This window comes from Rhodococcus sp. 05-2255-1e (genome assembly GCF_002259025.1).
Classification (GTDB): Bacteria; Actinomycetota; Actinomycetes; order Mycobacteriales; family Mycobacteriaceae; genus Rhodococcoides; species Rhodococcoides fascians.
On sequence record NZ_NOZE01000033.1, the window covers coordinates 181586 to 193928 of the forward strand.

13 protein-coding genes are annotated in these 12343 nt (G+C 63.6%); 3 read left to right on the top strand and 10 right to left on the bottom strand.

Annotated elements, in window-relative coordinates; all coding sequences use genetic code 11:
- Positions 1 to 69: 69 nt before the first annotated feature.
- Together CH262_RS19795 and CH262_RS19800 are read left to right on the top strand one after the other, a co-directional pair.
- On the top strand, positions 70 to 1467 hold the full coding sequence (locus CH262_RS19795; protein ID WP_032387751.1) for an MFS transporter: 1398 nt from the start codon (positions 70 to 72) through the stop codon (positions 1465 to 1467).
- 176 nt (positions 1468 to 1643) lie between these two features.
- Entirely contained in the window at positions 1644 to 2084 is a 441-nt protein-coding gene (locus tag CH262_RS19800) for an Hsp20/alpha crystallin family protein (protein WP_027495425.1), read from the top strand.
- 68 nt (positions 2085 to 2152) lie between these two features.
- On the opposite strand, the gene CH262_RS19805 is transcribed toward CH262_RS19800, so the two are convergent.
- From CH262_RS19805 to CH262_RS19840, 8 genes are read right to left on the bottom strand one after another with little or no spacing between them, the layout of a single operon-like run.
- The gene (locus CH262_RS19805; RefSeq protein WP_032374885.1) at positions 2153 to 2773 is read right to left on the bottom strand and encodes a TenA family protein; all 621 of its coding nucleotides are present in this window, start codon (positions 2771 to 2773) and stop codon (positions 2153 to 2155) included.
- Positions 2770 to 3522: a glutamine amidotransferase gene (locus CH262_RS19810; protein ID WP_027495427.1), complete on the bottom strand. Its 753-nt coding sequence runs from the start codon at positions 3520 to 3522 to the stop codon at positions 2770 to 2772. Before CH262_RS19810 ends, CH262_RS19805 begins: the two co-directional genes overlap by 4 nt.
- 9 nt (positions 3523 to 3531) lie before the next feature.
- Positions 3532 to 4557, bottom strand: coding sequence for a phosphotriesterase family protein (locus CH262_RS19815; RefSeq protein ID WP_027495428.1), 1026 nt, complete (start codon positions 4555 to 4557; stop codon positions 3532 to 3534).
- Positions 4554 to 5588, bottom strand: a complete 1035-nt coding sequence (locus CH262_RS19820; protein ID WP_032374888.1) for an ABC transporter permease — start codon at positions 5586 to 5588, stop codon at positions 4554 to 4556. The genes CH262_RS19815 and CH262_RS19820 overlap by 4 nt, the downstream gene beginning before the upstream one ends.
- Positions 5585 to 6370 (bottom strand): ATP-binding cassette domain-containing protein, encoded by a 786-nt coding sequence (locus CH262_RS19825; protein WP_032392130.1) that lies wholly within the window; start codon positions 6368 to 6370, stop codon positions 5585 to 5587. The genes CH262_RS19820 and CH262_RS19825 overlap by 4 nt, the downstream gene beginning before the upstream one ends.
- A 4-nt stretch (positions 6371 to 6374) precedes the next feature.
- The gene (locus tag CH262_RS19830; RefSeq protein ID WP_094718227.1) at positions 6375 to 7388 is read right to left on the bottom strand and encodes a substrate-binding domain-containing protein; all 1014 of its coding nucleotides are present in this window, start codon (positions 7386 to 7388) and stop codon (positions 6375 to 6377) included.
- Complete coding sequence (locus CH262_RS19835) at positions 7385 to 8281, bottom strand: carbohydrate kinase family protein (RefSeq protein WP_032387635.1); 897 nt, start codon at positions 8279 to 8281, stop codon at positions 7385 to 7387. Before CH262_RS19835 ends, CH262_RS19830 begins: the two co-directional genes overlap by 4 nt.
- 3 nt (positions 8282 to 8284) lie before the next feature.
- Positions 8285 to 9151, bottom strand: coding sequence for a BtpA/SgcQ family protein (locus CH262_RS19840; RefSeq protein ID WP_256988878.1), 867 nt, complete (start codon positions 9149 to 9151; stop codon positions 8285 to 8287).
- 202 nt (positions 9152 to 9353) lie between these two features.
- Here CH262_RS19840 and CH262_RS19845 point away from each other — a divergent pair, with 202 nt between their 5' ends.
- A complete protein-coding gene (locus tag CH262_RS19845) occupies positions 9354 to 10379 on the top strand; it encodes a LacI family DNA-binding transcriptional regulator (RefSeq protein WP_032406079.1) in 1026 nt (341 codons plus the stop codon).
- Here the strand turns inward: CH262_RS19845 and CH262_RS19850 are convergent.
- Together CH262_RS19850 and CH262_RS19855 are read right to left on the bottom strand one after the other, a co-directional pair.
- Entirely contained in the window at positions 10340 to 11422 is a 1083-nt protein-coding gene (locus CH262_RS19850; protein WP_094718228.1) for a M20 family metallopeptidase, read from the bottom strand. The genes CH262_RS19845 and CH262_RS19850 overlap by 40 nt on opposite strands.
- Positions 11423 to 11506: 84 nt before the next feature.
- Positions 11507 to 12340: an alpha/beta fold hydrolase gene (locus CH262_RS19855; protein WP_094718229.1), complete on the bottom strand. Its 834-nt coding sequence runs from the start codon at positions 12338 to 12340 to the stop codon at positions 11507 to 11509.
- Between the last annotated feature and the right edge of the window lie 3 nt (positions 12341 to 12343).

The following is a 12343-nucleotide window of genomic DNA, read 5'->3' on the forward strand; positions in this document are numbered from 1 at the left end:
AGGTCTCGCGGAGGCCGCGGCGAACTCGCATCATGAACTCATCGATCATCACCAGCAATGGAGCTTCGGATGTCACAGGACACCAACGAGTCGACGGACGATCGCGGTAACACCGCCGTCCCGACTCGCAGCACTAAAGACCTCACCAAGGCGGCGATGTCCGGTTGGCTGGGTACGGCAATGGAGTTCATGGACTTCCAGCTGTATTCGCTCGCCGCCGCGATCGTTTTCAATCGCATCTTCTTCCCCGACGTGAGCCCGGCGATCGGCTTGATCGCGGCCATGGCCACTTATGGAGTCGGCTACGTGGCCCGCCTGGTCGGTGCCATCTACTTCGGCCGGATGGGCGATCGGATCGGTCGAAAGAAGGTCCTGTTCATCACCATTGCGATGATGGGCGCATCCACCACCCTCATCGGCGCACTGCCGACGTACGACGCGATCGGCATCATGGCGCCGATCCTGCTCGTTGCCCTCCGCCTGATCCAGGGCTTCGGTGCCGGAGCCGAAATCGCCGGGGCGACGGTCATGTTGGTCGAATACGCACCGGACAAGCGTCGAGGTCTCATCGCATCGCTGGTCTCCCTGGGAACCAACTCCGGAACCCTTGCGGCCTCGGCTATCTGGGCCCTGCTGCTCGCTGTCCTGTCCGAGGATCAGTTGCTCAGCTGGGGCTGGCGAGTGCCGTTCCTCGCGAGCTTCTTCCTGATGATCTTCGCGGTGTGGTTGCGCTCGAACCTGAAGGAGAGCCCGGTCTTCGAGGAGCGTGCCGATGTGGTCGACGGTGTGGCTCTCTCGCGCGACGAGATCGAGAAGACCGACGAGGACGTGAAGGTCAGCGTTCTCGAGTCCGGTCTCAAGCAGAAGAAGGGGCGCGCGTTCTTCATCGCGCTGGGTCTGCGTTTCGGTCAGGCGGGCAACTCCGGACTGATTCAGACGTTCCTGGTCGGTTACATCGCGTCGACGCTGCTGATCGATCGTTCTATCGCCACCAGCGCGATCGTCTACGGCTCGCTCATCGGTTTCGCGACCATTCCGATCATCGGCATCCTGGGCGACAAGTTCGGCCGTCGTCCGATGTACATGGTGCTCAGTGCGCTCACCATGATCCTGGCGTTCCCGCTGATGCTGATGGTCACCAGCGGCAACACCGTAGCTCTCGTCGTCGCGATGGTGTTGGCTCTGAACCTCGGTGTCCTCGGCCTGTTCTCGCTCGAAAGCGTGACGATGGCGGAGCTGTTCGGCGCACGTACCCGCTTCACGCAGCTCGCGCTGTCCAAGGAGATCGGCGGCATCCTCGCCACTGCCATCGGACCGCTGCTCGCGGCCAGCCTCACCGCATGGACGGGTAGCTGGTGGCCCATCGCGGCGATGCTCGTGATCTACTCCGCGATCACCCTGGTGTCGTCGTACCTGGCACCGGAAACCAAGGGGCGCGATCTCGTCAGACTGGCCGACGCAGCCTGAGATGTCCGCAGTGGTGCAGTTGAGCCCACAGCTGCACCACTGCAACGCAATTGGACACAGGAAAAAATTGAACTACCTCTTGGCACTCTCCGGTGGAGAGTGCTAATTTGGGTTCTGCACAGTGAAGGGCGGCCCGCCACAGGGGCGGACGCTTCGTCGTACAGGAGGTGGTTGCTGTGCTTCGCTTCGATCCGTTCCGTGACCTCGACTCCATTGCTGCCGGCATGCTCGGCGCGACCAGTGGTTCGGACCGTGCGCCCAGATTCATGCCGATGGATCTGTACAAGCTCGACGACCATTACGTACTCAACGCCGACCTACCCGGCGTCGATCCCGGCTCCATCGACGTCGACATCGACCGCGGCACCCTCACTCTGACGGCGCATCGCACCGCTCCGAGTAGTGATGGTGTGCAGTGGCTTTCGTCGGAGCGGTTCGCCGGAACGTACCGTCGGCAACTCTCCCTGGGAGACGGCGTCGACGCGGAGAAGATCTCGGCCTCCTACGACAACGGCGTCCTGACGGTCACCATCCCGCTGGCCGAGCGGGCGAAGCCGCGCAAGATCGAGATCGCCCACGACAACACGCAGAAGACCATCGAGCCGCAGAAGAGCTGAGTGCGCTTCGCGCAGTGGTGCGGCAATGCGCCGCCCAGGGCACATAACCGCACCACTGCCGCAGGCACTCACACTGCGTCGTGAAATTCGTTTTCGGCGGCCAGCATCCCCTCGAACCACCTGTCGAGCGTCTCGTCGTCCACGGCGTCCATGCGGTCGACTTCATGGGCCAGTGCGTCGACCTGAGCGACGAAGGTCGACCGGGTGTGCATGGCAATCCATTCTTGAAGTGCCGGTTCGCGTTCGGTGGAGAACGTCAGCGCAGTTCGGCACCACGACAAGTACAGAGTCTCGGCAGCGAACATCGCTACCAGAGCGGCACTTCTACCTTCTCGCTGCACGAGTCCGAGGGCATAGTCCGACAGCGCCGAGGAACTCGCGATCAACTCTTCGGTATTGCCGTCGAACGGAAACTTCTCGCGGAGACCGGCGAAGTACGCTCGCTGTTCTCCGACGAGGTTCGACATCGACATCACATGATCCGACGCGTCGTCCAATGACGTCGACTCCGCGACGACCAGCCCCAGAATGCGGACTGCAGTGAGTACGAACGCCTCCTCGATCACCAGGTACCTTCGAAAGTCCTCATCGGAGAGTGATCCGTCCGTCGATTGCACGATGAACCGAACTTGCTGAGCAGCAGCGAGGTTGGGCTGTTGACGCTCGACGAGTTGCTGCGAGCGGGTCACGCGCCGGCAACCCACGTGATCAAGCCGTCGAACAGGTCGGTGTAACCGGGCCATTGTTCGCAGAACTCGGGCGGGGCCCAGTGCGGCGAGCAATCGGAGGTGAAGACCGCGGATCGGCCCGAGCCGTATTCGCCGACCGCGACGAGCGGATCTCCATTGATGGTGGCGGGCACGGCAGCGCCCTCCTTCGGCACCACTCGGTTGTAACCGAGCAAGGCGGGCCACTGTGTTCCGCTGGCACCCAGTGCGGCGTGCGTGCTGTCGACGACATCGGGAACCATTCCGCCGGGAGCCTCGACTCGGTCGTCTTCGGCCAGCAGTGTCACCGGCAATACGTCGGCGAGCACAGTCTGCCGATACGCGGCGCGCGCTTGGAAACCGGAGAACGACAGGTACCCGCCGATCATGATCAGTCCTCCTCCGCTGCTCACCCACTCACGCAGTGCGGCAAGCCTGTCGTCGCCGGCCTGGAAACGGTCGAACACGTTGGGCGCGAGCTGAATCGAATTGGCTCCGATATCCGAGAGCACAATGACGTCGAACTCGGACAGGGCCTCGGCCGTGCCGGGGAATTGTGTGGGAACGAGGTGCGCGGGCATGTGAACCACTTCGTGCCCGCGCGAGGTGAGTGCGTCACGCAGGGGTCCGACCCCTTCGACGTAGGAATGGACGGTGAATTCGTCGACGCCTTTGACGTGGGTGGACGAGGTCATCCAGCTTTCGCCGGCGATCAGAACTTTCTTACCCATGGTGGTTCTCTATCCTTTTCCGGCGCTCTCGAAGAGCGACCTGGGGTTGTCCTGCATGAGCGAGGAGACGTGGTGTGCATCCATTCCGCTGCGGACCAGCCGCGCTGCGAAAGAGACTGGAACGTAGGCCAATCCGTTGCCACCGAACTTCCGGAGCATCGACTTGAGAAACAGGTCGTGACTGAGCAGCAACTGGGATCGATAGCCGCCACCGACGAGGCCGCAGATCGCGAACGCCGTATCGGCGGGCGACGGCGACTGGCCCTCGCCTGCGAACTCGAAGGGCATGCCGATCATGTCGAACTCGAGGAAGACGCCGCGATCGGCGAGGGCGCACTGATAGTCGGGGTCGTCGCCCGAGGGGTCCATGTGGCAGAGCACCACAGCTGCCGGGTCGACACCCATCTCGTCCACGACGATGTCGAGGACTTGATGTCCTCTGCGTTGCCAGCCCGGGAGATGGACGAACAAAGGGACGTAGGTTTCTCTTTGGGCGATGCAGGCGGCTCTCAGCGCTTTGGCCTCGGCGTCGGTGAAGGACGGCGAAACGCCGATCTCACCGATCACCCCCGGCCGCGGCCCGTCGCCGGTGAATTCGGCGATGAGCCGGGCCGCGAGGTTGTCGATACCGAGCGCGGTGACCTCGGGCGGGTGCGTGGGTTCGAGATACCAGCCCGAACCCATGACGACGCGTACTCCGGACTCGCGTGAGTAGTGCTCGAGGATCTCGGGTCGCCGCCCGATGCCCGGCGGCGTGAGGTCGACGACCGTGGTACCGCCGTTGTCCGCGAACACTTTCAGGTCGTCGAGTACGGCCGCCGCGTCGTCCACTCGGCAGTTGTCTGCGCTGTGGTACGGGTTGTCGTGCAGCAGCCAGGCGCGGTCCGCCGATACCGGACCGGACAGCAACTGCGCCAGAGCCGGGTCGGCAGCTTCGGAATACGCGGTCGAGGCGTCGTTGTGCAGATGCTCGTGCGGTAGCACCAGTCCCAGTTCGCTGGAGTCGATCGGCCCGGTGACGGTCTGGACGATCATTGCTTACCCGGTGCGCTCTGCAGGTGCTTGAACAGCGAAGCCAGAGAGTGCCCGCGCATGTTGATCCAGATGGCGACGAGCAGAACGACACCGGTGATGATCGGTGTCAGGAACGGGCTCACACCGAGTAGCGTCAGGCCGTTGGCGATGATGCCGGTCAACACTGCACCGATGACGGTGCCGATGACCGTTCCCCGGCCGCCGAACAGGTTGGTGCCTCCCAACACCACTGCGGTGATGACGGTGAGCTCGAAACCATTGGCGGAGTTGGCCGATCCCGAACCGAGTCGTGCAGCGATCAATAGGCCCGCGATGCCCGCGGCGAGCCCGGTGAACACCAGGGTCATCATCAGCACGCGACGGGTGTTGACGCCGGAGCGTCGGACGGATTCGACGTTCGAGCCGATTCCGGTGACGTAGCGGCCGAATCGTGTGCGGTTGAGCGCAACAGCGCCGACGATCACTACGGCCAGAGCAATCCATGCGCTTGCCGAAAAGCCCAGCCACGACGCCGTACCCAGTTTCGCGAAGGCGGTACCGGGAGTGATCGGCACCGAGAAGCCCTCGGTCCTGTACAACGCGATGCCGCGGATGATGGACAGGGTTGCCAGGGTGACGATGAACGGCGGAATGCCCTGATACGCGGCGAGCCAACCGTTGACCAAGCCCCATGCGGCACCCATCAGAGGTGCCGCGACGAATACCACCGACGAGTCGACTCCGGCTTGGATGAGTTCGGCGCTCATCGCGGCGACGAAGGCAACGGTCGCTCCGACCGACAGATCGATCTGACCGGTGGTGATCACGAACGTCATGGCAACGGCGATGATGAGCACCGGAGCAATCTGCGTCGCGAGATTCGAGATGTTGGTGAAGGTCAAGAACGAGGACGTCGTCACCGAGAACACCAGGGCCACTGCGACGGTGACCGCCAGCATGGCCAGGGTGGGTTTGTTGGTCTGCTGCCACAGAGTCGGGCGTGCCGCGAGTTTCTCCACGGTCGGCTGGGCTTTCTTGTCCACGGTGATCATGGGCGGCCTTCCGGCGAGGAGGGTGAACGCTGGGGAACCGGCGTGCGCGTGATCAATCCGACGAGCGACTCGATGTTCAGATCGCCGATCGGAACATCGTCGACGCTCTGCCCCTCGTACATGACGGTGATGCGGTCGCAGACCCGGAACAGGTCCTGTAGGCGGTGCGTCACCAGGATGACTCCGACGCCTTGGGCTGCGACGTCGGTGATGAGCTTGAGGACTGATTCGACCTCTGCCACAGCAAGAGCGGCGGTGGGTTCGTCCAGAATCAACACGTCCGGTCGAAACGAGACCGCGCGTGCGATGGCCACCGTCTGGCGTTGCCCACCGGACAGTTGCCCGATCTCCTGGTAGGTCGACTTCACCTTCACGTGCAGGTCCGCCAGAATCTTGGCGGAACGTTCGTGCATCCCGTGGCGATCGAGGAACGGCCCTTTGCGTGGCTCGCGGCCGAGGAACAGATTGCTTGCGACGTCCAAGGTGTCGCACAGGGCGAGGTCTTGGTAGACGATGCCGATTTTTTTCTGTTGCGCGTCCAGCGGTGTCGAGAAGCGCACCGGTTCCCCGTTCACCCGCATCTCTCCACCGTCGTGTTGGACGGCGCCGGCAAGGATCTTCATGAGCGTCGACTTGCCGGCGCCGTTGTCTCCGACGACGCCGAGTACTTCGCCGCGGGCGAGTCGAAGGTCGACTCCGCGAAGCGATTTCACCGGGCCGTACGATTTGGTGATTCCCGAGAGTTCGATCAGTGGCGCGACCGTCAGGTCTTGTTGTGCCATAGGGCTACTTCTCCAGGTAGTACATGTAGTCGCCGACGTTCTCCGGAGTGACGATCTGGGTCGGTACCGGGATGTCAGCTGGTGCGGTCCGTCCGCAGCCGAGGTCGATGGCGGCATTCATGGCCTCGTAGCCGAACTCGAAGGTGTTCTGCTGCACGACGCCTTTCAGCCACCCTGCGTTGAGAGCGGAGACGGCCTGATCGGACAGATCCCAGCCGACGGCCTGAATTCGGTCCTGGGCGTTCTGGCTGTTCACCGCGGCGACCAATCCGATCAGAGCAGGCTCCCCGGTGGCGTACACGTACTGCATGTCCGGGTTGCCGGTGAGCAGGTTCTCGGCTGCGGTCTGCGCGTTCTCCTGGATGTTGCGGCCGTCGACCACGGTGCCGACGGTCATCCCGGCCGCCGAGACGGTATCGGTGAAGCCCTTCTGACGTTCGAGCTGGATGGTGCTGTTGAGTGCGCCGACGATTCCCACGGTGCCGGTGTTGTTCGCCAACGCAGTGAGGGTGTCGCCGATCTGAACGCCGCCTTCGGCGTTGGCGGTGCCGACCTGCGTGTCCACGGCAGGATCGTCGACGGTCGCGTCGACTGCGACGACCGGAATGCCCGCAGCATCAGCCTTGATGATCGAGGGCTTGATGCCGTCCGTGTCGATGGCGTCGACGATGATCGCGTCCACGCCCGAGGCGATGAGATTGTCGAAAGCGTTGGCCTGGCTGACCGAGTCGTCGTTACCGCTGATGATCTGCAGCTCTACGCCGGTCTGGTCCGCGATTTTCTGGGCAGCATTGTTGATCTGATTGAAGAACAGCGCCTGGAGGTTGATGGTGACGAGACCGACCTTGAGGGCACCGTTCTTACCGTCGCACGAATCGGCGACGCGGCTCGGATCCGGGATGCTCGACGCAGCTGCGTCGGTTCCGCCCGCGGTGTCGCTGCTGGATGCGGAATCGCACGAGGTGAGGGTGAGCGCGAGTGCGGCACCGAGAACGAGGGGGAGTGCGCGTTTGATCATCGGGTCTCCTGAAGGTCGACAGTGGCGAGCGTGGTCGTGAAGTCGGTGAGTTCGGTCGGCGTGGGGCATCCGCGTGGTCCGGCTGTGGCGCAGGCCAGAGCTGCCGAGGCTCCCGCCATTCGGGCTGCGTGGATCGGGAGTTCGCCCGCGTCGATGAAGGCGATGTAGGTACCGCAGAAGCAGTCTCCGGCTCCGACGGCATCTATGACGTCGACCGGTACTGCCGGTTCGGTGATGGTCTCACCCGAGGGTGTGACCAGGGTCCACCCGCGTTCGCCGTCGGTGACGACGAGGTGGGTGTCGTGCTCGGCGGTCAGTATCGGCCACCGTTCGGCTGGAATGCCGAAGCTGTTCTGCCACAGACTGCGTCCGACGATGACGTGGTCGGCAAGGGCGAATGCGTGCAGTGCGGCGTCGAGGTCGTCACAGCCGTCGAGGTCGATGGCGAGGCCGACGTTGTCGGGGAGTGTGGGTGGGAGCATCGATGCGCGGTAGCCGTCGAGGAACACGCGTCCACCGTCGATCGAGAGCTTGTCGAGGACCGTGCGTAGTCTGCCTGCGTCGTTGGCGTCGTCCTGGCTGATGATCGATCGGTCCCCGCCGTCGGCGATGAGAACCACTGCGGTGGAAAGGAATGCGTCGCGCGGTGCCCAGCTGGTGTCGACTCCGTCGCGTTCGAGGGCCGCGAGGAATTCGGAGGATCGGATGTCCGGGCCCACCGCTCCGGCGAACGCGACGCGGGCTCCCATGCGGGCTGCCGACACTGCGGCGTTGGCATTCATGCCGCCGTCGATCGACTCGATCGTCGTGGCCTGCACCCTCTCTCCGAGGGTCGGAACATGCGGAACATGAACCGTCACATCGTTGTTGGCGTAGCCGAAAAATACGATCATCGTCTACTTCCCGGCTGCGCGGGACACGTCGCGAACCTTCTCGCCGGAGACACGGCCCCACCAGCGTGCGTTCTCTTTCACCGAAGAAGCGATGATGGCACCGTCGCACTCGTTCATCAGGTCGGCGACGTTGGCCGCCGTGATTCCCGATCCGATGATGACGGGGAGCACTGTGTTGTTCTTGATGACCGACACCTCGTCGACCGAGGCGGCGTCACCGGTTCTCGAGCCGGTGGCGATGAGGACGTCTGCGTCGAAGAATTCCGCGTCCTCGGTCTGTTCGGCGATGGTGCGATCGGCAACGATGGCGTGGGCACCGTGCTTGACGTGCACGTCGGCGAAGATCTTGACCGGGTCGGCACCGATGCGGTGGCGAAAGCGGGTGGTCTTGGCTGCTTGGCCTTCGATGAATCCCTCGTTGGCGATGTAGGCGTTTGCCCACTGGTTGACCCGCACGAAGCTCGCTCCGGCGGCCCACGCTGCGGCCACGCCGCATTCGCCCGCGTTGGACAGGATGGATACTCCGACTCTGCTGCCGAACTCACCGACGACGGAGGCGGTGACGACACCCATGCTGGCGGCTGTTTCGTATCCGTGCTCTCCGGGCTTGAGGAAGGGTATGTCCCAATGATTTTCGACGATGACGCCATCGAATCCGTTGTCGATGTATGCGTGCGCCTCCTCCACGGCGAAGGCTGCGATCTCGGAGACGGGCTGGCCCTTGTAGTGCGGGCTGCCCGGCAGTGCGGGCAGGTGGATTGCGCCGATGAGTGCAGGTGCCGAGGTGAACATTTCGGCCAGCGCCGACGGCTTGGTCGGAAATACCCCCAGCGAGGCTGAGGGGTTCGGATCCGACGGGGACGTACTCACGTAGGGAGCTCCTCTGGTGTGGTCGTCGACCGAGGCGATGTAATCGATTGCCTCGTATGTATGCACCGTAGGCGATCGGCACCGGGTCGTGTCAAGGAATTCGCGAGTCGTTTATGTAAACGATTACCTCTACTGTGTAAACAGCATCGCAAGCGACCGTGCGGTTCGCTAGCCTCGGTTCACACGCGAGAGTAGGAGTTGGATGCGCAAAGCAACCATTCGCGACGTCGCGGAGCGCGCGGGCGTCTCGACAGCCACGGTGTCCCGGGCGCTCTCGGGGTCACGTCCGGTGTCGGACGACGTGGCCGCGAGCATTCGGCAGGCGGCGGCCGATCTCGGCTATTCGGGCAACATCATCGCCAGTTCGCTGCGCCGCAACCGCACGGACACGGTTGGGATGGTGGTGCCCAGTATTGCCAACCCGTTCTTCACCTCGCTCGTCGTCAACGTCGAACATGTTCTCTCGCAGCGTGGACTGCAGTTGTTCCTGTGCGATTCGCGATCGGATCCGGAAGTCGAGGCGCAACGGCTGCGTAGTCTGGTCTCGCGTCAGGTCGACGGCATCATCATCAGCCCGTGCCATGGAGAACGTTCCGCCGAGGCGGTTCGTGCGTCGGCCCGTGCGATCCCCGTGGTCCAGCTCGACCGCTTCGCTCTCGATACTCATACCGATTGGGTCGGCGTCGATGATGACGCCGCTCAGGGCCTGATCATGGATCACCTTGCTGCACAGGGTGTTCGGAGTGCCGCGTTCATCAGTTCCGAGCTGACCAATTCGTCGACGGAGTTGCGGCGGGCGGGCTTCTTCCGCCATGCCGAGCGCGTGGGGATTCGGACGCGGGACGAGTGGACGTTGTTGGGTGATTATTCGATCGACTGGGGGCGTGAGTCGTCGCGCTCGATCCTCGCTTCTCCCACGCGGCCCGATGCGGTGGTGGGTGCGGACGACCTGATCGCCCTCGGGGTGCTGCAGAGCTGCCAGGCTCTGGGATTGTCGGTCCCGGGCGATGTGATGGTCACCGGGTTCGACGACATTCCGTTCTCTGCATTGAGCAATCCGCCGCTGACCACCATCCGGCAACCGCAGGAACGAATCGCTGAAGAGGCCACTCGCCTACTGGATCAGGCCATGAACAGCGATCACACCGGCACTGCGCACATCGCGTTGCAGCCGGAGTTGGTGGTCCGTCAGTCGACGGTCGGCCACGCACGCGTCGCCGCGGTGTAGGCCACGATCGCCGCATCGAGTTCGTCGAGCGTCACGGTTTCGTCGGCGGCGTGCATCAGTGCCGGCGTCCCCGGCCCCCACACGACAATAGGGGCACCGGGGGCAGCGGATCCGATGATGGACGCGTCGGTGAAGTACGTGACCGGTTCTGTAGCAACGGTATGCGGAAGGCCATCCACCCATCGGTCGCCTTGGGGTGTGCGAACTCCTGGCAGATCGATGCGAGCGTCGGCGTGATCGACCTCGGGTTGATCGCGCCACCAGGACAGCAGTGCCGAGCCGTCCCCGACGGTGCGATGGTCGACGACGACGTGTGCGGTGTCGGGAACGATGTTGGGTGCCGAGCCGCCGTCGATCAATCCCACGTTGAACGTTTCGGCGCCCAGGAACTGATCCGTAGACAGCGGGAGCTCGGTGCGGGCTCGTGCCAACACGTCGACCAGTTTCATGATTGCACTCTCGCCCCGTTGTGGAGTGCTGCCATGTGCCGCAATGCCTTTGGTGGTTACATCGACCCACAGTGCTCCTCGATGCCCCAGGTGTACCTGGTTCCCTGTCGCCTCGGGAACCACAACCGCTCCCACGGCGCAGTCGGCGACGGCGTGGCGGGCGGCACGCGCACCGAGTGACCCGATCTCTTCGTCGCTGGTGAGCAACAGGGCGGCAGGAACCCCGTTGCCGAAGGCGTCCATCACCGCAGCGGTGGCGGCAACAAGCCCGGCCTTCATGTCCGAGGTGCCGCGGCCACGGAGTACACCGTGTTCGATATCCGCGGCGAAGGGATCGAACTGCCAATTCGACAGATCGCCCGCCGGAACGGTGTCCACGTGGCACGCGAACATCAACCGCTTCGACGTCGGCGGGGAGGGATTGGTGATCAACAGCCATGGGTGGGGACCATCCGGATCGCCGTCGATGGCAAGGTCACCGACGCGGGCCCTGAGTACGGACACGATTGCGTCCATCGATGAGCGCTGGGGACGAGGATCACCCGACACAGTGGGCTGGGTGACCAGTTCGGTGAGAAGTCCGACGGAATCCATGACTCCAGTATGCCCGTGGTGCCTGCGGCAGTGGTGCGGCAATGCGCCGCAGAGGGCACATAACCGCACCACTGCCGCAGGCATCTATGAGGCGTTGGCGATGATTGCCTGCGCGGCTTCGGTCGGTGCCTGAGTCGGGATCCAATGTGTCACTCCGGCAAGCACAGTCAGGGTGTAGCGGGCATCGACGTACTGTTGTGCGCGTTCGATGGCCGAGCGGCCGATGAAGGTGTCGCCGTCACTCCACACCATCGATGTCGGGACTGTGATGCGCAGACGGCCGATACCAGGGTTGGAGAACGGCAGTCCGCGATACCAAGTGACAGCGAAGGGAAGTGCGCCGTAGTCGACGACGTCCGTGCGCGTGCGCTCCAGGTCGTCCGCATTCATACCGCTTTTCTCATACCACTTTTCGGCCCTCTGGCCAGGCCGTGTCATCCATTTCTCGGGGAGCACCGGCAGTTGGAAGAATGCGAAGTACCAGGAGTGCAGAATTTGTCGTGAGGTGAGCAGAGCCGTCATGAACGACCCGGGATGCGGGACGGAGAATGCCGTCAGTGACGACACCAGATCGGGGCGTCGGCCTGCGGTGACCCACGCGATCATCGCTCCCCAGTCGTGGCCGACCACATGCACCGGGGCACCGATTTCGTCGATGAGGGCCACGACGTCGTTGACGAGCGCACCGACGCGATAGTCGCGTCGGCGTTTGGGTCGGGCACCCGGCGAGTACCCGCGCTGATCGGGCGCGATTGTTCGGAACCCCGCCTCGTTCAGCTGGTCCATCACTGCGGACCACGACGCGGCTCGTTCGGGAAAGCCGTGTAGCAGCAACACAATCGGTCCGTCCAGAGGTCCCTGGTCGAGGACGTCGAAATCGAGTCCGCCATGGGTGTAGCGTGCGATCCTCTCGCTCACCGA

What these genes read in the sequence shown, in the direction of transcription:
- CH262_RS19830 (WP_094718227.1), bottom strand. Translation starts at nt 7,388, where the DNA reads ATGATCAAACGCGCACTCCCCCTCGTTCTCGGTGCCGCACTCGCGCTC.
- CH262_RS19820 (WP_032374888.1), bottom strand. Translation starts at nt 5,588, where the DNA reads ATGATCACCGTGGACAAGAAAGCCCAGCCGACCGTGGAGAAACTCGCG.
- CH262_RS19850 (WP_094718228.1), bottom strand. Translation starts at nt 11,422, where the DNA reads ATGGATTCCGTCGGACTTCTCACCGAACTGGTCACCCAGCCCACTGTG.
- CH262_RS19845 (WP_032406079.1), top strand. Translation starts at nt 9,354, where the DNA reads ATGCGCAAAGCAACCATTCGCGACGTCGCGGAGCGCGCGGGCGTCTCG.
- CH262_RS19795 (WP_032387751.1), top strand. Translation starts at nt 70, where the DNA reads ATGTCACAGGACACCAACGAGTCGACGGACGATCGCGGTAACACCGCC.
- CH262_RS19815 (WP_027495428.1), bottom strand. Translation starts at nt 4,557, where the DNA reads ATGATCGTCCAGACCGTCACCGGGCCGATCGACTCCAGCGAACTGGGA.
- CH262_RS19825 (WP_032392130.1), bottom strand. Translation starts at nt 6,370, where the DNA reads ATGGCACAACAAGACCTGACGGTCGCGCCACTGATCGAACTCTCGGGA.
- CH262_RS19810 (WP_027495427.1), bottom strand. Translation starts at nt 3,522, where the DNA reads ATGGGTAAGAAAGTTCTGATCGCCGGCGAAAGCTGGATGACCTCGTCC.
- CH262_RS19835 (WP_032387635.1), bottom strand. Translation starts at nt 8,281, where the DNA reads ATGATCGTATTTTTCGGCTACGCCAACAACGATGTGACGGTTCATGTT.